Here is an 18707-nt window from a genome sequence, read left to right as displayed (position 1 = left end):
CCCTGCGCCGCCGCCCGCCCTGCCGCGCCCCGCCCGCGAGGACGCAATTCAGGAGAAAGTCGCCTATTCAGGAGGATCTGGCCGATTTCGTCCTGAATAGGCGACTGTCTCCTGAATCCGCGGTGTCGTGAGGCACGGCCGCCTCTCCGTCTGGCATCACAGACGCGAGACCTGGCGGATGCCTCGGCTCACGGCACCCGTCATTGCTAGCGTCGGGTCATGGGCACCGCCGCGCTACCGAACGATCCGCTCTGGCCGAGGGCCGGTGACTGGCCGCCATTCGGCGGGCTGGGCCCGGGAGAGCGCGCCGACGTCGCACTCCTCGGGGTGCCGGCCTTCCGCACCTCGCTCTCGCCGACCGGTGCACACGCGACGCCGGCGGCGATCCGCGAGGCGCTCCGTCGATACAGCCCGGCGATCATGGCCGATCGCGGCGTACGTGCGCGAGCCGATGCCCGCACCGTCGACGAGCTCGTGCTCGTCGACGCGGGAGACGTCTCCGAACCCGACGGCCCCGAGGGCGAGCGCCGTGTGCGTGACGCTGTCGCCGAGGCATCCGCTCGCGCAGCCGTCGTCGTCGCGCTCGGCGGCGACAACTCGCTCACCTCGCCCGTCGCCCTCGGCGTCTGGGGAGAGCGACTGCCGACGGCCGGCTTGATCACCCTCGACGCGCACTACGACCTGCGCGACGGCGTCAGCAACGGCTCGCCGGTGCGTCGCCTGCTCGAGGCGGGCCTCGATGGCCGTCGGATCGTGCAGATCGGCATCGCCGACTTCGTCAACTCGCGGGAGTACGCCGATCGTGCTCGCGACGCCGGCATCACAGTGGTGCACCGCGACGAATTGCATCGACGCCCGATGGCCGAGATCTTCGCCGAGGCGCTCGAGATCGCGGGTGCCGGCGGCGGCCCGATCCACGTCGACCTCGATGTCGACGTGTGCGACCGGGCGGTGGCGCCGGGGTGCCCGGCATCCGTGCCCGGCGGCATCTCGGCGCATGAGTTGCGACAGGCCGCGCGTGCAGCCGGAGGCGACCCGCGGGTCGAATCGATCGACCTCGCCGAGGTCGATGCCACCGCGGATGCGCCAGACGGGCGTACCGTACGACTGGCGGCACTCTGCGTGCTGGAGGCCGCAGCGGGCGTCGTACTGCGCTGAGCAGCATGGCGCGCGACCGCTTCGACGGGAAGGACGCAACGTGAAGACCCTCGTGCTGATGCGCCACGCGACGTCGAGCTGGGAGACCCCGGGGCTCCCCGACCACGACCGACCACTGAACGAGAGCGGTGTTCGCGACGCGCCACGCATGGCTCGCCGCCTCGCTGAACGCGGCATCGATCCTGACGTGATCCTCACGAGTACCGCTGAGCGTGCGCGATCGACTGCAGTGCTCGTGGGCGCGGCGCTCGGCACCAGCGTGCGGCGCATCGTCGCTGACGATCGGCTGTACTCGGCTTCGGTGGATGCGCTGCTCAAGGTCGTCCGCTCGCTCGACAATCGCCTCGCGTGCGCGATGCTCGTGGGCCACAACCCCGAGATGTCGGAACTCGCGGCTCGCTTCTTCCACGATGCCGAGGCGATGCCGGCGGCAGCGGTCGCCGTGTTCCGCTTCGACACGACCTCCTGGTCGGAAGTGCGTATCGCCGCGTATGCCGGCCACAACGCAGCGCCACCCGTGAGCGTGACCTTCGACGCGCCCGACCGCCCGCGCGAGCGCGGTCGCTGACCGCTCGTCCGCGCGTCGCCGGAGCCATCGTCGTCGACGTCGGCGCGGCACTCGCGGAACTCTCGGCGCTCCCGCACCCGACGGTGGCAGACTCGGGCACATGAAGACCCTGCTGCTCGTGCGCCATGCCAAGTCGAACTGGGACCAGCCCGCCCTCGCCGACCACGATCGCCCGCTCAACCACCGAGGCCGGCGGGATGCACCCGACATGGCCAGGCGGCTCGCCGCGCGGGGCGTCGTGCCCGACGCGATGCTCTCGAGCTCGGCGGTGCGCGCCCGGACGACCGCGATGCTGCTCGCGGGCGAGCTCGGGTTCGACCCCGAGCGCATCGTCGCGGATGAGCGGCTGTACGCGGCATCCGCCGACGAGGTGCTCACCGTCATCGGAGAGCTCGGCGACGACGTGACGTGCGCGATGGTCGTCGGGCACAATCCCGAGATCGCCGCCGTCGTACACCGCCTCTCGAACGAGGATCACGAGATGCCGACGGGCGCCGTCGCGGAGTTCGCGTTCGACGTGGAGACGTGGGCCGGCCTCGGCGAGCTCGCCCCGGTCGCGGTTCGGGTGGAGACGCCGCGGACGTAGGGCGGCACTCGTCCGCCGAGGTCCGCCGGCACCGACAGCCATCGCGACGGTGACAGCGCAGGCCCACGTGACTAGTGTCGATGCCAGGTCGATGCCAGGTCGATGCCAACGGGAGGGGACGTCATGTCGTTCGTCACGAGGGGATTCAGTGGGCGCAGTCGCGATCGCGATGAGCGGCTCCCGCCCGGCCAGACGCTCGTGCATGATTTCCCGGTGCTGTCGGCGGGGCCGACGCCCGAGGTCGACACCGAGGAGTGGGAGTTCTCGATCGTCACCGAGACCGGGGGGGAGCATCGCTGGAACTGGGACGAGTTCATGGCGCTCGAGATCGAAGACGTCGAGACCGACATCCACTGCGTCACGCACTGGTCGAAGCTCGGAACGCGCTGGCGCGGCGTCTCGCTCGACACGCTCTTCGAGGACGTCGAGACCCAGTACGACTACGTGATGGCCCACAGCTATGGCGGGTACACGACGAACGTGCCGCTCGAAGAGCTGCTCGACGGCAAGGCGTGGGTCGCGTTCGAGTTCGACGGCGAACCGCTCGACCCCGAGCACGGCGGACCCGCTCGACTGATCGTGCCGCACCTCTACTTCTGGAAGAGCGCCAAGTGGGTGCGCGGCCTCGTCATGCAGGGCGAAGACGAGCCCGGGTTCTGGGAGCAGAACGGGTATCACCTGCACGGGGACCCGTGGAAGGAAGAGCGCTACTGGTGAACGATGCTTCGAGCCAGGCGACGGATGCCGCGGCGCCGGCGGTCGCCGGTGGAGCTTCGCGGTCCGTGCCGCGCGCCGTGTCCCGGGCCGGATGGCACACGGCCACGGTCATCGCCACGCACCGGGAGACGCCGACCGCGGCGCGTCTCGACCTCGACGTCGACGGCTGGCCCGGCAATGCCGCCGGCCAGCACCTCGATGTGCGGCTGACGGCGCCCGACGGGTACACGGCGACCCGCTCGTACTCGATCGCCTCGTCGGGACCGGGCCCGCGCGTCGTGCTCGCGATCGACAAGCTGCCCGATGGCGAGGTGTCGCCGTTCCTCGTCGACGAACTGCGCGCGGGCGACCTGCTCGAGGTGCACGGGCCGCTCGGCGCGTTCTTCGTCTGGAAGCCCGATGCCGAGGCATCCGTTCGACGCGATGGCCCGGTGCGGCCGGTGCAGCTCATCGCGGGCGGTTCGGGCGTCGTGCCGCTCTTCGCGATGGCCGGCGCCCACGCCGACGCCGAAGACCTCACGCCGTTCCGCATGCTGTACTCGGTGCGCACGCCGGCCGACGTGTACTTCGCCGACGAACTCATGGCGCTCGCCGCGGCATCCGATGCCTTCCGCCTCGATCTCGTCTACACGCGGCGCACGCCCGACGGCTGGCCGACGTCGCCCGGACGCATCACTCGCGAGGCGCTCGAGTCGGCCGCGATTCCGGCTGCCGATCGGCCGCTCGTGTACGTCTGCGGCTCGACCGGCTTCGTCGAGCGGGTCGCATCCTGGCTCATCGAGCTCGGACACGAGGCCGGCTCGATCCGCACCGAGCGATTCGGAGGCACGTGATGCAGCATCTCGACGGAAACTCTCTGGCCGGCCAGCTCGCCGACTTCTTCACCTTCGACATCACGGCGGCGACGGCACGGTGCAACGGATGCGGCAACATCTCCGAACTCGCACGCGCACTGGTCTACCGCAGTGGCGCAGGCACGGTCGTGCGTTGCGGCTCGTGCGACCAGGTGCTCGCGACCCTCGTCGAGGCGGGCGACCGCGCGTGGATCGGCTTCAGCGGCGTCAGCGCGATCGAGGTGCCGCGGGGCTGACCGGCCCAGCGGCGACGGGCGTCACCCTCGCCCCATCGCGATGAGCACGCCGTCGTTCCAGACGCTCGCGATGAGCGGGACGCCGGGGCGGTAGGCGAGGTGGACGTGGCTCGGCGCGTCGAGCAGCACGAGGTCGGCACGGGCGCCGGGGCGGAGCGTCCCGACGTCCGTGCGCCGCAGCGCCGCAGCGCCGCCCGCGGTCGATGCCCAGAGCGCCTCGGCCGGCGTCATGCCCATGTCGCGCACGGCGACGGCGATGCAGAAGGGCATCGAACTGGTGAAGCTCGAGCCGGGGTTGCAGTCGCTCGCGAGGGCGACGGTGACACCGGCGTCGATGAGGCGGCGCGCATCGGGGTAGGGCTGGCGGGTCGAGAACTCGACGCCCGGCAGCAGCGTCGCCACGGTGTCGGATGCCGCGAGCGCCGCGACATCCGCATCGCTCAGGTAGGTGCAGTGGTCGACCGACGCGGCGCCGAGCTCGACGGCGAGTTGCACCCCGGGCCCCTCGCCGAGCTGGTTGCCGTGCACGCGCACACCGAGGCCGGCTGCCGCGCCGGCCTCGAGCACGCGGCGCGACTGCTCGGCGGTGAAGGCACCGCGCTCGCAGAAGGCGTCGACCCAGCGGGAGTGCGGCGCGCACGCGGCGAGCATCTCGTCGATGACGAGATCGACATATGCGTCGGCACCGGTTCCGGGTGCCCGCGATGCGTCGGCGTAGTCGGCCGGCACGACGTGCGCGCCGAGGAAGGTGACCTCTTCGGTGACCTCGCGGGCGAGCCGTACGAGCCGCTCCTCGGCTTCGACCGACAGCCCGTAGCCCGACTTGATCTCGAACGTGGTCGTGCCCTGGGAGTGCAGTTCGTCGACGAAGCCCGCGAGTCGGGCCCGCAGCTCATCGTCGGTCGCCGCGCGGGTCGCCGCAACGGTCGAGCGGATGCCGCCGGCTTCGTAGCGGCGCCCCGCCATGCGCGCCGCGAACTCGTCGGCGCGGTCGCCGCCGAACACGAGGTGCGTGTGGCTGTCGACGAAACCCGGAATGACGGCGCGCCCGCCGGCATCGACGATCTCGATGCGCGCATCGGGGGCCTCTGCGGCGGGGCCGATCCATGCGACGCGGCCGTCGTCGACGAGCAGGGCGGCGTCGCGCACGATGCCGAGCTCTCCGCCATCACGGCCGGGTGTCGGATCATTGGTGACGAGTTCGCCGATGTTCGTCAGCAGCATGCGCCTCGCGGCACCCTCGTCGCTCATGCTTCGAGCATAGGCACGCGCAGCCCGCGCTCGCGAGCGACCTCGATGGCGCGGTCGTACCCGGCGTCGACGTGCCGCATGACGCCGGTGCCCGGGTCGTTCACGAGTACGCGTGCGATCTTCTCGGCGGCGAGCTCCGTGCCGTCGGCGACGATGACCTGGCCGGCGTGGATGGAGCGGCCGATGCCGACGCCGCCGCCGTGGTGGATCGACACCCACGTCGCGCCCGATGCCGTGTTGAGCAGCGCGTTGAGCAGCGGCCAGTCGGCGATCGCGTCGGATCCGTCGGCCATCGCCTCGGTCTCGCGATACGGGGAGGCGACCGAACCGGAGTCGAGGTGGTCACGGCCGATCGCGACGGGCGCGCTCAGCTCGCCCGAGGCGACCATCTCGTTGAACTTCAGCCCGGCGAGGTGCCGCTCTTTGTAGCCGAGCCAGCAGATGCGGGCGGGAAGCCCCTCGAAGTGCACCTTCTCGCCGGCCTTCGTGATCCAGCGGCGCAGGTGCTCGTCGTCGGGGAAGAGCTCGAGGATCGCGCGGTCGGTCGCGGCGATGTCGGCCGGATCGCCCGAGAGCGCAGCCCAGCGGAACGGCCCCTTGCCCTCTGCGAACAGCGGGCGGATGTAGGCGGGCACGAAGCCCGGAAACGCGAACGCCCGCTCGTGTGCGAGCCCGCCGAGCTCGGCCTCGCGGCGGATGGAGTTGCCGTAGTCGAACACCTCGGCGCCGGCCTCCTGGAAGCCGACCATCGCCTCGACCTGCTTCGCCATGCTCGCGCGGGCGCGGTCGGTGAACTGCTCGGGGTCGGATGCCGCGAGCTCGTGCCACTCGGCGACCGAGACGCCCTCGGGCAGGTACGAGAGCGGGTCGTGCGCACTCGTCTGGTCGGTGACGATGTCGATCGCGACACCGCGTGCGAGGAGTTCGGGGAAGACCGTCGCGGCGTTGCCGACGAGCCCGACGCTGAGCGGGGTTCGCGAGGCCTTCGCGGCGAGCACGCGTTCGACGGCGTCGTCGAGGTCGGCGGTGTACTCGTCGAGGTAGCCGTGCTCGACGCGGCGGGCGAGCCGGGTCTCGTCGACGTCGACGATGAGCACGACGCCCTCGTTCATCGTGACGGCGAGCGGCTGCGCACCGCCCATGCCGCCGCACCCGCCCGTGAGGGTGAGGGTGCCGGCGAGCGTGCCGTCCCTGTGCTGGTCCGCCCCGCCCTGTCGGGCGGCGAACGCACGGGCGATGGCGCCGAACGTCTCGTAGGTGCCCTGCAGGATGCCCTGGGTGCCGATGTAGATCCACGAGCCCGCCGTCATCTGGCCGTACATCGTGAGGCCGAGCTGCTCGAGCCGGCGGAACTCGGGCCACGTCGCCCAGTCGCCGACGAGGTTCGAGTTGGCGATGAGCACGCGCGGCGCCCACTCGTGCGTGCGGAAGACGCCGACCGGCTTGCCCGACTGCACGAGGAGCGTCTCGTCGGCCTCGAGGCTCTCGAGCGTGCGCACGATCGCGTCGAACGACTCCCAGTTGCGCGCGGCCTTGCCGGTACCGCCGTAGACGATGAGGTCTTCGGGCCGCTCGGCGACCTCGGGGTCGAGGTTGTTCATGAGCATGCGCAGCGGCGCTTCGGTCTGCCAGCTCTTGGCGGTGAGCTCGGTGCCGCGCGCGGCACGCACGGTGCGCCGGGCGGAGGGGGCTGCAGTGGGTGCGTCGGTCATGTTCCGATGCTCGCTCACGCGAACGGCAGCGGCAACGGATGCCCCGTTCGATCCGTCTGGAATCCCAGACGTGTGCCACGGCGAGTCGAACTCGTGGCGACCGGGCGGGCGCGTGGCGTCGTCGTCGGAGTCACCCGCTGATATTCGCGCGCTCGAACCCCGCAGGTGGCGAGCTCAGCCGATGGAGATGCCGCGGGCGGCCATGAACGGCTCGGCGTCGACCGCCGAACCGTCGATACGCACTTCGAAGTGGAGGTGGCACCCGGTCGAGGCGCCCGTGCTTCCGACGGCGCCGATCAACTGGCCGGCCGCCACCGAGTCGCCGGGCGCAACGAGGATGCCGCCGTCGACGAGGTGGGCGTACCCGGTCGACACCCCGGCGCCGTGCTCGAGCAGGATCCAGTTGCCGTAGCTGCCGTTGCGCCGGGCCTCGACGACGATACCGCTCGTAGCGGCGAAGACGGGAGTGCCGCAGCCGGCTGCGACATCGGTGCCGCGGTGGAAGTCGTTGACGCCGGCGAGCGGCTTGTTCGGCCGAGGGCCGTAGCCGTCGGTGCGGCGCCCAGCGACCGGCGGCGCCCAGCCCTGCTCGCTCAACTGGCCGGCGTCACGCGGCAGCGAGTCGATGAGGGTGATGCTCGTGGCCGCGACGCGCGTCTGCAGGCCCGAGAGATCTTGGCGAGCAGATGCCACTGCGCGCTCTGCATCGGCGACGGCGGCTTGCGCGGCCTCGACCGGCACGGCGTCGACGTCGCTCCATGCGGCCGCGGCCCGCTCTTCGGCCAGCACGGCCTCGGCTGCGCGCTTCTCGGCGATCTTCTGCAGCTTCTCGGCGTCGCCCGCGATCTGCTCGACCCGTTCGACTCCGCCGAGGCCCGCGAGCAGGTCTTTGCCGGAGCCGAAGGCGGCGGCCATCGAGCTCAGGGAGGAGTCGCCGCCGCGCGACGCGGCGAACGCGAAGTTCGCGGCCGTGTCGGCGTCGGCGCGTGCCTCATCGGCCCGTGCCTGCAAGCCTTCGGCGAGTGCACGGGCGACCTCGCGGGTCGCGATCGCGGTCTTGAGTTCCGCCTCGGCGGTGCGCAGGCTCGCGGTGGCCCGATCGAGCGCCGTGCGAGCTGAGAGCAGGGCGCCGAGTTGCGGGTCTGTGCCGCTGGTGACCCGCGCATATGGCCCCGTGCCCGTGAGCAGCGGTCCGCGAGGCGCCGCTACCGGTGCTGTCGGCGCCGGCGGCGTGCCGGTCGTCGGCGGAGTCGGCGTGCCAGTGGTCGGGGGAATCGGTGTCTCGGTGGGCGTCGGCGGTTCTTCGGTGGGGGCCGGCGGCTCCTCGGTGGGGGCCGGCGGTTCTTCGGTCGGGGCCGGCGGTTCTTCGGTCGGGGCCGGCGGCTCCTCGGTGGGGGCCGGCGGTTCTTCGGTCGGGGCTGGCGATTCTTCGGCCGGAGCGGGCGGCTCTTCGGGCGCGGGATCGCTCGTCACCTCGGGGGTCGGCTCGGACGTCGTGACCGCAGCATCCGTCGCAACGGGCGCGAGCTCTTCGGCGGTGGCCGGGCCGATGCCCGAGATTCCGAGCAGTACGGCGGCGGCGGCAGCCGCAAGGGCAAGCCCATCTGGCCGAGCGCGGCGCACACCGAAGGGGTAATGAGTGCCGTGCAGGCTTCGTTTCAGCGACATAGGGGTTCCGTCCGCTATCGGCTTCGGGGCCGACTTGTCCCTCAGTCTGGCAGCGCAGGCAGGACGACACAACACCCGATTCGGCCGATTCTGCGCCCTGTTCGGGGTACACCGCGCCCCTGATCAGTGAAGTACGCCCGCAATCCCGGCCGCAGAAGCGGCGACCTCGCCGCGCGCGACCAACTGCGAGATCGCTTCGATCTCTGGGGAGAGGAAGCGGTCGGGCCCCGGGACCGCGCCGGTCTCCGCGACCAGGGAGACGACCGCGGCCGTGGCGGAACCCGGCAGCAGCGGCGCCCGCAACGAGAGTCCGCGCGCGGCGGTCATGACCTCGATCGCGAGGACGCGGGCGAGTCCATCGATCGCCCGGCGCAGCTTGCGACCGGCCGCCCAGCCCATCGACACGTGGTCCTCCTGCATCGCCGAAGACGGGATCGAGTCGACGGATGCCGGCGCAGCGAGCCGCTTCAGCTCGCTCACGATGCCCGCGGCGGTGTACTGCGCGATCATGAGTCCCGAGTCGACGCCCACTTCATGGGCGAGGAACGGCGGCAGGCCCTGGTTGCGGGAGCGGTCGAGGAACCGGTCGGTGCGGCGTTCGCTCATCGACGCGACATCCGCCACCGCGATGGCGAGGAAGTCGAGCACGTACCCGACGGGCGCGCCATGGAAGTTGCCGTTCGACTCGACGCGGCCGTCGAGCGTGAGCACGGGGTTGTCGATGGCGCTCGCGAGCTCGGCGTCGGCGACGGACGCCGCGTGCGCCAGGGTGTCGCGGGCTGCGCCGTGCACCTGCGGTGCGCAGCGCAGCGAGTACGCGTCCTGCACGCGGGTGCACTCCGGGCCCTTGTGGCTCGCGACGATCGGCGAGCCGGCGAGGAGCGTTCGCAGGTTCGCAGCGGATGCCGCCTGACCCGCGTGCGGCCGCAGCCGGTGCAGGTCCTCGGCGAACACCGCGTCGGTGCCCATGAGGCCTTCGACGCTCATCGCGGCGGCGATATCGGCGGTGGTCAGCAGCATCCGGAGGTCGTCGACGGCGAGGGCGAGCATGCCGAGCATGCCGTCGGTGCCGTTGATGAGGGCGAGGCCCTCCTTCTCGCCGAGGCGGAGCGGCGTGATGCCGGCCGCAGCGAGGGCCTCACTCGCCGGTCGGGTCGCCGATGAAGGAGGCGTCTCGAGACCCTGCATGTCGGAGGTCTCGATACGCTCCTGCGTCGCTCCTCGACCGGCGGGTGCGTCCTGCGTCGCTCCTCGACCGACGGGAACCACGCGCACCTCGCCCTCGCCCATCGCCACGAGGGCGCAGTGCGCGAGAGGCGCGAGGTCTCCGGAGCATCCGAGCGAGCCGTACTCGCGCACGACGGGAGTGATGCCGGCGTTCAAGATCGCCGCGTAGGTCTCGGCAGTCTCGCGCCGCACGCCCGTGCGGCCGGTCATGAGCGTCGAGAGGCGCAGCAGCATGAGCGCGCGCACGACCTCTGCCTCGACCTCGGCGCCTGAACCTGCGGCGTGCGAGCGCACGAGGCTCGCCTGCAACTGGGCCCGGCGGTCCTCGGCGATGAAGGTCGTGGCGAGTGCGCCGAACCCGGTCGAGATGCCGTAGTGGGGCTCGGGGTCGGCCGCGAGACCTTCGATGATCGCGCGGCTCGCGGCGACCGCGTCGAGCGCAGCCGGGTCGAGCACGACGGATGCCCCGTGGCGGGCGACGGCGACGACGTCGTCGATGCCGAGGGCTCCGGTGCCGACGGTGACGGACGCCGCGGCGCGGGCGGATGCGGTGGGCGAGATGCTCATGCCTCCGATTCCACACCGCTCGCGCGCGCGCGGGAACGGCCCGGGGCGCGCGAGCGTCCGGTATCCCAGACGTGCGCGTAAGCTGGCCGAATGAGCGAGCCGTCGAAGGTACCGGCCGCCGACCAGACCCTGGCGATCCTCACGCACCTCGCCGCGCAGCGCGGGCCGGTGCCGGCGGCGACCATCGCGCACGCGCTCGGCCTTCCCCGCTCGACCGTCTACCACCTGCTCGCCGTCATGCAGGAGCGGGGCTTCGTCGTGCACCTGCCTGAGGAACGTCGCTACGGGCTCGGCGTCGCCGCGTTCGAACTGTCGAGCGGGTTCTCGCGGCAGCAGCCGCTCGCCCGGCTCGGCCGCCCGCTCGTGGCGTCGCTCGTCGACCGCCTCGGCGAGAGCGGCCACCTCGCGGTGCTGCACGGACGCGACGTGCTCTACCTCGTCGAAGAACGCGCCCCCCGGAGACCCTCGCTCGTCACCGATGTCGGTGTGCGCCTGCCCGCCCACCTCACGGCCACGGGCCGGGCGATGCTCGCCGAGCTGCCACCGGCCCAATTGCGCGCCCTCTATCCCGAGCGGTCGGCGTTCGCCGCACGGGTCTCGGCGAGCGACACGGATGCCGCGGAGTGGAGTTACGGCCGGCTGAAACGCGTGCTCGAGACGGTGCGCACGGCCGGGTTCGCCGCCGAAGACGGGGAGGTCACCGGCGGCCTCGCCTCGGTCGGGGTCGCCGTCGTCGACCACCTCGGCTGGCCGGCCGCGGCGATCGCGGTCACGTTCCCCGACGATGCGCGACCGGAGCTGCAGGAGCAGGCCGTCGCAGGGGTCCGAGAGGCAGCGTCGTCGCTGTCACGGCGCATCCGAGGCATCCGCTGATCTCATCGACGCGTGCGCTCGGCGGGCCGGTCAGCGCGGAGTCGGGGCGAGCCAGCGACGCAGCATGCGCGTGATGAAGGGCAGCGCCCAGAACGTCATGACGGGGGTGAGCAGCAGCGTGGTGATGAGCACCTTCGCGACCACTGCGAGATCGTCCCATCCGGGCACGAACGACGTGACGAGCAGCGTGAAGACCAGGTTCACGGGGAAGAACCCCAGCCAGATCGTCACGGCCTGCTTCCAGCGCGGCGGCGCCGGCGGCAGTTCGTCGGGCGAAGCGGATGCCGCGGCATCCGTCACCGGAACCGAACCCGTCGCCGGCTCGTCGAACCAGCCCTCGATGCCGGTGCGGCGCTTGCTGCGCTCGGATCGCACGAAGCCCTCGCCCATCGAGAGCCACCAGCTGCGTTCGGACGAACGCTCCCACGCCTCGAGGTTCTCTTCGCTCGTGAAGCGGTAGAGCATGTACCAGACCTGCGAGCTCTCGCCGGCGCGCACCCAGCCCGAGCCGAGGAAGCCGGGGTACTTCGCGGCGAGGTTCAGGCCCGTCTGCACCCACGCGGTCGCTTCCGCGATGCGCGCGGGGTCGACCTCGCGCCGGATCGAGACGGTGATCGGTTCACCAGCCATTGCCACCCCCGGTGCTTCTCGTGCATGCAGCGAATGCTGTTCGAGTGTAGGTCGGCCCCGCTTCCCCGGCGAGGCCCGCCGGTTCCGAACCGTCCGGCTCGGCATCGGGGCCAGCTCAGAGCTGGTCGGCGACCACGGCGGCGGCCCTGAGCCACGCGTCGTGCGTCTCCGACGACAAGGTGTCGAAGTCGATCGTGCCGCCGTCGACGAGCGCGGCGTCGTACGGAATCGTCGTGACGGCCGCCGTCAACGCCCCGAAGTGTTCGGTGAGCCGTTGTTCGAGCTCTCGGTCGGGCTTCTCCGAGGGCGACGTCAGGATCGTGATCGCCCGGTCGACTTTGTCGCCGAAGCCCTTCTCGGCGAGTCCGTCGAGCAGCCAGGCTGCGCTCGCCGCGGTGTCTTCGCGCACGGTGGACACGATGACCAGCTGGTCGGCCGCGGCGACGGCTGCGACCCAGTTCGAGGCGCGCATGTTGTTGCCCGTGTCGACGACGAGGAGCCGGTAGTAGCGCGAGAGCGTGCGGTGCAGTCGATCGAACGCGGCGTCGTCGATGGTCGAGGTCGCCGCGGCATCCTCGTCTGAGGCCAGCACGTCGAAACGGGCATCGACCTGCGTTCGCACGTATTCGTCGAGCTGGCTGAGGCTTGCGACGCTCGGGTTCTCGAACCGGTCGAGATCGTTCAGCAGGTCCACCGCCGTGCGGTGATGGGGGGAGTGCTGCGCGCGCCAGCCCAGGGTGCCCCGGGTCTCGTTGTTGTCCCAGGCGAGGGTCGAACCGCCGCGGAGACGGCCGAAGGTCGCTGCCAGCAGGAGAGTACTCGTCGTCTTGTGCGCCCCGCCCTTGGGGTTCAGCACCACGATCGTGCGAGGGCCGTCGAGGCGCTTCTGCACCCGGGTGGTCTGATCGTGCTTCGTCTGCTCAGCCGGGCTCGGCTTGGGCGAGATGAGGCCGCCGCTCAAGCGACGCACGCGACCCTGCCATCCGGTCGTCGCCTTCAGCGGGCGAACCCGAGGGCGGCTCGAGAGCAGGTCGTCGACGGTCGGGCGGTGCGGCTTCGCAGCTACCGGGGCCGGGAGTGAGACCGGAGCAGACACCGGCACTGGGGTCGGTGCGGGGGCCGAGGTCGCCGCCGCAGCAGGCGCAGGTGCGGGCGGAACCGCGACCGCCGCCGGCGCAGTGGCCGGCACCGGAACCGCCGCGGGCGCAGGAGCCGCGACCGGGGCCGAGACCCGAGCCGACGCAGCGGACACGGGCGGCGGAGCGGATGCCACGGGGACCGAGACGTGCGGCGGCACGATGGGGATGGGCGCGGTCGAGGTCGGCGGTGCTTCGGTGATCTCGACCGAGGCGTCCGCGAGACCGGAGGGTGCTTCGGTCACCCGCCCGTCGGGCTCGACCGTCAGCGTCCAGTGCGACGAGTCGTCGATCAGCGACGCCGTCGCCGCCGTGCCGAGCCGCTGCGCGCGATCCTGCACGAACGCGACGACTCGGTCGCGAAGCGCTCCACTGTCGGCGGCCTGAATGCCGATCACGGCGCCGTCGGCGTGCACGTCGGCTTGCGTGGCGGAGGTCAGGAAGACCGTGACCTCAGCCTGCGTATTGGTCGATGTCGACACGACGTTCCCCTCGATCGGTGCGGGTGAAACGACGTCGATGCGCGGCTCGGATGCCGCGTGCGATGCGCCCGACCTGCGGTGCGCGCGCATCACGCCACCGTGGCGGCGTCGAAGTTTCCCCAGATCAGTGTACGGGCGCATAGGCCGGAGCGCCCGGCAGGCGGTCGTCTACCCCTCGATCGGCGGCTTGGCAAGGGCTACCCGGCGGCCCGCGGAGGGCATACCTTCGCGGCATGGATCGGACTGGAGCCGGCGACGGCGGCTCGACGACTCGCGACTGACTCGGTCGCGACCAATCCGGCGGCACGGCTGCTCCGAACTTCCATATGCACGGCGATCGCCGTGCGTGAGAAGGAGGAATCTCATGCGCAACTCTCCGAACCGCATTGTTGCGGTCATCTTCGGTGCGGTCTACCTGCTCGTCGGACTGCTCGGGTTCGCCGTCACCGGCGGGGTGGCCTTCATCGCGACCGAGGGTGGTCTCCTCCTCGGCGTCTTCGAGGTGAACCCGCTCCACAACGTGGCGCACCTGCTCATCGGCGCTGCGCTGCTCATCGGCGGCATCGTCTCGGCATCCGCCGCGAAGGCGGTCAACGGCACGGTCGGCGCCGTCTACCTGCTGCTCGGTATCGTCGGATTCTTCATCGCCGACACCGGTGCCAACATCCTGGCGCTCAACACGGCCGACCACTTCCTGCACCTCGCGAGCGCGATCGTGCTGCTGGGTGTCGCGCTCGGCACCGAGCGTTCAGGGCGCGTGGCGACGGCATAGGGGCCGGTCATGCAGGCACTCGTCGCGGCGACGCGCAGTTGGCCGATGCTCGCCGCCTTCGGCGCCGGGCTCGTGCTGATGGCGCTCGCCGCGGGTGCCGGGGGAGCGGCGCAGCCCGCCCTGATCGTGCTCGGCGTCGCGGCGCTCGGTTGGGGCGTGCTCGCGCTTCGGGCTGAGCGGGTGCTCGCCCCCTCCATCGTGCTCGTCGCGGCCGCCGTCTCGCTCGTGGGGACGGCGGCGGCGGTCGCGACGGGCACTGCCGCGATGACGGATGTCGCGCCGGGGCCGCTCGCCGCGGCATCCGTGTTCATCGTGGTGATGGCGCTCGCCGCAGGGCTCGAACTGCGCGGTCGCGGCCGACGTGCGTCGCGGCGGACCGGCCAGGGCGGCACCGGAGCGCGGAGCGTCCACCGCGAGGCATCCGTCGCTGCGCGTCTCACCGGCCTGGTGTCGGGTGCGGCGCTCGTCGCCGCGCTCGCGACACCCGCCCTCGCGGCGACCGAGGCCGGCGAGCAGGCGGTTCCGCACGGCACGCATCAGCTCGACCCGGGCTCATCGAACCGTGACCTGGAGCGGCCGGGCGGGCACGGCGGTCACTGAACCCGCGCACGCGGATCAGTCGCGGGGCGCCGGTTTGGCGGCGGGCATCAGTGCCGTCGCGAGGATGACGGTACGTCGACCGTCACCGTCGTCAGCGGCGAGGTAGGGCGCGAGCAACTCGCCGAGCCCGGCCTGGATCGCCGCGAGGTCGTCGCGTGTCACGTGGAGTTGCATCTCGCCGAAGCCGAGGAATTCGCGGAACTCGGGGTCGTCGGCGGCGCTCGCGCGATCGAAGTTCTCGCCGACGTGGGCGAGGTAGGTGAGGAATGCCTGCCGCAGTTCGCGGGTGCCCATCTCGCGCAGTTCGGCGTGGTCGACGTGCGCCATGCGCTCGCCGAGGGCGAACGTGCGCTCGACGGCTCCGCGCACGCGTCGCTCGTCGACGACGGTGAGGATGTCGGCCTCGACGAGCGCGGCGACGTGCCGGTAGAGCGTGGCCTGGGGGATGTCGGGCAACGCGGTGCGTAGGTCGGCGGTCGTGACTTCGCGGGCGCCGAGCTGCTGGATGATGCGCAGTCGTACGGGGTGCATCACGACGTCGGCGATCGGCGACGGCTTGCGCATCGGTCCTCCCAGTCACTATTCTCAGCGTGAGAACATTCTCATTGCTCGCGTTCGAGTATGCCACTGAAGGGATCCCGCCATGATCACCGCACCGAGCGACACCGCGTCGCCGCAGACCGCCGGCGCACGCCGCACGACCATCGGCCGGAGCCGGCGATGATCGGGGTGCCGATCGAGGTCACCGGCCTCGCCAAGCGCATCGGCAACGTCGACGCCGTGCGCGATGCGAGCTTCGTCGCGGCGCCCGGCCGAGTGACCGGATTCCTCGGGCCGAACGGAGCGGGCAAGTCCACGACACTCCGGATGCTGCTGGGCCTCACTCGGCCCGATGCCGGCACGGCGCTCATCGGCGGCGTCCGCTACCAGGACCTTCCCGACCCCACGGGCACCGTCGGCGCAGTCCTCGACATCGCCGCAGCGCACCCCGCCATGACGGCGCGCGGGCATCTGCGGGGCTACTGCGCCCTCGGCGGTCACGACGCCGCGCGCGTCCAACGAGTCGCCGCACTCACCGGCATCGCGGAGTACCTCGACCGTCGAGCGGGCACCTTCTCGACGGGCATGCGCCAGCGGCTCTCGCTCGCCACCGCCCTGCTCGGCGACCCCGACGTGCTCGTGCTCGACGAGCCCTCCAACGGACTCGACCCCGCGGGCATCGTCTGGCTGCGAACATTCCTCCGCGAATTCGCCGCCGGCGGCGGCACCGTGCTCCTCTCGAGCCACGTCCTGACCGAACTGCAGCACGGCATCGACGACCTCGTGCTCATCGACCGCGGGCGCGTCACGTGGAGCGGCCCGCTCGCGTCGTTCACCGAACGCGGCACGAGCCTCGAGGCGGCATTCCTCGAGCTCACCACCGTCGCATCCGACACCGAAGGAGTCCGCGCATGACGCGACTGATCCGCGGCGAGTTCACGAAACTCTTCGCCACCCGGCTGCCCGTCTGGTCGCTGATCATCGCCGCCTGCTGCGGCGGCGGGCTCACCGGACTCCTCGCGCTCGTCGGCCCCGAGAACGCGACGCCGCCGCTGCCGGGCCTCGACACCGCCGAGGGGGTCGGCATCGTCGTCGGCATGAGCGGCCTCCTCCTCTTCGTGCCCGCACTCATCGGCACGATCGCCGTGACCGGCGAATACCGCCACCGCACGATCGGCACGACCTTTCTCACGGCGCCGCGGCGGGGCCGCGTACTCGCAGCCAAGCTGCTCGTCTTCGGCGCGCTCGGCATCGCCTACGGGCTCGTCGCCTCGCTCTTCGCCGGCGCCGCGGTCGTGGCCGGAGCTGCGGTGCAAGGTGTCGAGCTCGGGGTGCCACTCGGTGCGCTCGCGGCGCTGCTCGGGCGACTCGCGCTCGCGGCCGCCGTCTACATGATCCTCGGTGTCGCGATCGGTGCGCTCGCACGGCACCAGCTGCTCGCAGTCGGCATCGTGCTCGGGTACTTCTACTTCCTCGAGCACGTCCTGATGATCGTCCCGGGTGTCAACGTCATCCACCCCTACCTGCCCGGCGGGGCGACCGCGGCTCTGACCGACTTCACGTTCCTCAGCGATGCGATCGCCGAGCAGTTGCCGATGACCACGGCCACCACGACGTCGCCGTTCGTCGGCGCGCTCGTGCTCCTCGGCTACACCGCCGTTGCGGCGTGGCTCGCCATCGCGATTCCGCTCCGACGCGACCTGCGCTGAGCGCGGGCGAGGGCGGTAGCCACGGTGGCTCCGACGGTGGCGCTGCCCAGCAGCGCCACCGTGAGCAACGCGAGTGCGATGACCGCCGGAACCGGCCCGAAGCCGGTCACGAGCACGACCGCGACCCCGGCGACACCGCACACCGCGTCGACCGCCGTGCGCCGCGTCGAGTGCTCGGCCGTCGCACCGCTGCGAGCCCGCCGTGAACGTTCGAACCGGCTGAAGAGCAGGGTGACGGGAATCAGGACCGCCGCCGCGACGCTCAGCCACATCGGTCGACTCGCCCACCAGTCGAGGCTCAGCGGCTCGGGAAGGGCGAGCCCGAAGCCGGCATTCGCGACGAGCAGCGCACCGGCGAGGCCGACGAGCACGGGCATGTGCCACAGGTAGACCGTCATGGCGCGTTCGCCGACGGCCGAGACGAGCCGAGAGGCATCCGCTCGCTCGACCCAGGCCCTGATGGCGGGGCGTGCCAGCTGGAAGAGCGCGAGCTGCGCACTGCCGAGCAGCACGAGGCAGACGGTCGGCGGGTTGAGGTTGACGTACATGTCGACGGCGTAGAGGCCGCTCGCGGTGAGCAGGGCGAGCGTGCCGAGGGCTGCGGCGGCGAGGGCCAGGAGCCTCGTGCGCCCGAGACGGTCGAGGCTGCCGTCGGCGAGATGGAAGCCGAGCTGCTGCACGAGCAGCCACACCAGCAGCAGGTTCGCGAAGCCGATCGCCTCGATGCCGGTCGAGAGCCGCAGCGCGTCGACGGCGAGGACCCCGGCGAGCAGGACGACCACGGTGAGCACTCGCGCCCGTTCGTGCGCCCGCACCATGACCGGCACGAGCGCAGAGGTGACGAGGTAGACGCCCAGGAACCACAACGGCTGGCCGATGCGGAAGCCGGCGGTCGCCACGAGCTCGGGGGCGAGGCCGGCGAGGCCGAGCGCGACGAGGGCGGCCGCGACGACCGCGACGAGGGCGATGGCGGGCCGCACGAGGCGCTCGACGCGACCCCGTACGTAGTCGCCGCCGCTCGCTCTGCGCGAGCGCATCGCACGCCAGTGGTGGAAGCTCGAGAAGCCGCCGGCGATGAAGAAGAGGGGCATGATCTGCAGCACCCAGCTCACGGGGCCGAACCACGCCTGCCCCTCGAGCGCATTCTCGAGCACGGGGCCGTCGGGGCCGACGCTCACGCCGACCATCATCGCGTGCAGGGCGAACACCACGACGAGCAGCAGTGCCCGGATCGCGTCGATGCTCGAATCGCGGGCGACGCCGGAAGGGCGGGGCGCGGAGGCCGCGGGGCGAGCCGCGTGGCCGGCCCGGTCGTGCCCGGGCGAGCGTACGAGTGCGTCGGTCATGACCGGCTCCATCCGGGCGGCCCTTCCGCCCACGCAGGCAGGTTAGGAAGGCGCCGGCCGGAGGGTCATCACTCC

The 18707-nt window shown here is 71.7% G+C and carries 19 protein-coding genes; 11 read left to right on the top strand and 8 right to left on the bottom strand.

All coding sequences use genetic code 11. The features are described 5' to 3' along the window. Positions 1-219 precede the first annotated feature (219 nt). The 6 genes from AC6CH0_RS03100 (at position 220) to AC6CH0_RS03075 (ending at position 4119) form a co-directional block, all read left to right on the top strand. Entirely contained in the window at positions 220-1158 is a 939-nt protein-coding gene (locus tag AC6CH0_RS03100; RefSeq protein ID WP_498098226.1) for an arginase family protein, read from the top strand. Positions 1159-1198: 40 nt separating this feature from the next. After that, entirely contained in the window at positions 1199-1726 is a 528-nt protein-coding gene (locus tag AC6CH0_RS03095) for a SixA phosphatase family protein (protein WP_498098225.1), read from the top strand. 100 nt (positions 1727-1826) lie between these two features. Then, the gene (locus AC6CH0_RS03090) at positions 1827-2312 is read left to right on the top strand and encodes a SixA phosphatase family protein (RefSeq protein ID WP_498098224.1); all 486 of its coding nucleotides are present in this window, start codon (positions 1827-1829) and stop codon (positions 2310-2312) included. A gap of 123 nt (positions 2313-2435) precedes the next feature. Further along, positions 2436-3029: a sulfite oxidase-like oxidoreductase gene (locus AC6CH0_RS03085; protein WP_498098223.1), complete on the top strand. Its 594-nt coding sequence runs from the start codon at positions 2436-2438 to the stop codon at positions 3027-3029. Further along, entirely contained in the window at positions 3026-3862 is an 837-nt protein-coding gene (locus AC6CH0_RS03080; protein WP_498098222.1) for a ferredoxin reductase, read from the top strand. The genes AC6CH0_RS03085 and AC6CH0_RS03080 overlap by 4 nt, the downstream gene beginning before the upstream one ends. Further along, positions 3862-4119 carry a DUF6510 family protein gene (locus AC6CH0_RS03075; RefSeq protein WP_498098221.1) on the top strand — a complete coding sequence of 86 codons (258 nt, stop codon included), beginning with the start codon at positions 3862-3864 and terminating at the stop codon, positions 4117-4119. Before AC6CH0_RS03080 ends, AC6CH0_RS03075 begins: the two co-directional genes overlap by 1 nt. Positions 4120-4140: 21 nt before the next feature. On the opposite strand, the gene hutI is transcribed toward AC6CH0_RS03075, so the two are convergent. The 4 genes from hutI to hutH all read right to left on the bottom strand — a co-directional run bounded on the left by hutI (position 4141) and on the right by hutH (position 10544). Continuing rightward, positions 4141-5370, bottom strand: a complete 1230-nt coding sequence (gene hutI / locus AC6CH0_RS03070) for an imidazolonepropionase (protein ID WP_498098220.1) — start codon at positions 5368-5370, stop codon at positions 4141-4143. Next, the gene (hutU, locus tag AC6CH0_RS03065; RefSeq protein ID WP_498098219.1) at positions 5367-7082 is read right to left on the bottom strand and encodes a urocanate hydratase; all 1716 of its coding nucleotides are present in this window, start codon (positions 7080-7082) and stop codon (positions 5367-5369) included. The genes hutI and hutU overlap by 4 nt, the downstream gene beginning before the upstream one ends. A 174-nt stretch (positions 7083-7256) precedes the next feature. Then, positions 7257-8750, bottom strand: coding sequence for a M23 family metallopeptidase (locus AC6CH0_RS03060; RefSeq protein ID WP_498098218.1), 1494 nt, complete (start codon positions 8748-8750; stop codon positions 7257-7259). Positions 8751-8873: 123 nt separating this feature from the next. Beyond that, the gene (gene hutH, locus AC6CH0_RS03055) at positions 8874-10544 is read right to left on the bottom strand and encodes a histidine ammonia-lyase (RefSeq protein WP_498098217.1); all 1671 of its coding nucleotides are present in this window, start codon (positions 10542-10544) and stop codon (positions 8874-8876) included. 90 nt (positions 10545-10634) lie between these two features. Between hutH and AC6CH0_RS03050 the strand changes: the two genes are divergently transcribed. Continuing rightward, entirely contained in the window at positions 10635-11417 is a 783-nt protein-coding gene (locus AC6CH0_RS03050; RefSeq protein ID WP_498098216.1) for an IclR family transcriptional regulator, read from the top strand. A 30-nt stretch (positions 11418-11447) separates the two neighbouring features. Here AC6CH0_RS03050 and AC6CH0_RS03045 read toward each other — a convergent pair whose 3' ends face one another. Beyond that, on the bottom strand, positions 11448-12047 hold the full coding sequence (locus AC6CH0_RS03045; RefSeq protein WP_498098215.1) for an antibiotic biosynthesis monooxygenase: 600 nt from the start codon (positions 12045-12047) through the stop codon (positions 11448-11450). Positions 12048-12162: 115 nt separating this feature from the next. After that, on the bottom strand, positions 12163-13755 hold the full coding sequence (locus AC6CH0_RS03040; RefSeq protein ID WP_498098214.1) for a MinD/ParA family ATP-binding protein: 1593 nt from the start codon (positions 13753-13755) through the stop codon (positions 12163-12165). A gap of 274 nt (positions 13756-14029) precedes the next feature. Here AC6CH0_RS03040 and AC6CH0_RS03035 point away from each other — a divergent pair, with 274 nt between their 5' ends. Both AC6CH0_RS03035 and AC6CH0_RS03030 read left to right on the top strand, forming a co-directional pair. Further along, complete coding sequence (locus AC6CH0_RS03035) at positions 14030-14437, top strand: DUF4383 domain-containing protein (RefSeq protein ID WP_498098213.1); 408 nt, start codon at positions 14030-14032, stop codon at positions 14435-14437. A gap of 9 nt (positions 14438-14446) precedes the next feature. Then, a complete protein-coding gene (locus AC6CH0_RS03030) occupies positions 14447-15037 on the top strand; it encodes a hypothetical protein (protein ID WP_498098212.1) in 591 nt (196 codons plus the stop codon). Positions 15038-15052: 15 nt separating this feature from the next. Here the strand turns inward: AC6CH0_RS03030 and AC6CH0_RS03025 are convergent, their stop codons facing one another. Beyond that, positions 15053-15601, bottom strand: coding sequence for a helix-turn-helix domain-containing protein (locus AC6CH0_RS03025; RefSeq protein ID WP_498098211.1), 549 nt, complete (start codon positions 15599-15601; stop codon positions 15053-15055). Positions 15602-15658: 57 nt separating this feature from the next. On the opposite strand from AC6CH0_RS03025, the gene AC6CH0_RS03020 reads away from it, so the two are divergent. Together AC6CH0_RS03020 and AC6CH0_RS03015 are read left to right on the top strand one after the other, a co-directional pair. After that, positions 15659-16492: an ABC transporter ATP-binding protein gene (locus AC6CH0_RS03020; RefSeq protein WP_498098210.1), complete on the top strand. Its 834-nt coding sequence runs from the start codon at positions 15659-15661 to the stop codon at positions 16490-16492. Further along, the gene (locus AC6CH0_RS03015) at positions 16489-17286 is read left to right on the top strand and encodes an ABC transporter permease (protein WP_498098209.1); all 798 of its coding nucleotides are present in this window, start codon (positions 16489-16491) and stop codon (positions 17284-17286) included. Before AC6CH0_RS03020 ends, AC6CH0_RS03015 begins: the two co-directional genes overlap by 4 nt. On the opposite strand, the gene AC6CH0_RS03010 is transcribed toward AC6CH0_RS03015, so the two are convergent. Then, positions 17226-18632 (bottom strand): acyltransferase family protein, encoded by a 1407-nt coding sequence (locus AC6CH0_RS03010; protein WP_498098208.1) that lies wholly within the window; start codon positions 18630-18632, stop codon positions 17226-17228. The two genes, AC6CH0_RS03015 and AC6CH0_RS03010, sit on opposite strands and share 61 nt — an antisense overlap. Positions 18633-18707 lie beyond the last annotated feature (75 nt).

The organism is Agromyces sp. GQ35 (genome assembly GCF_059758475.1).
This window is presented reverse-complemented; position numbering and strand designations above follow the sequence as displayed.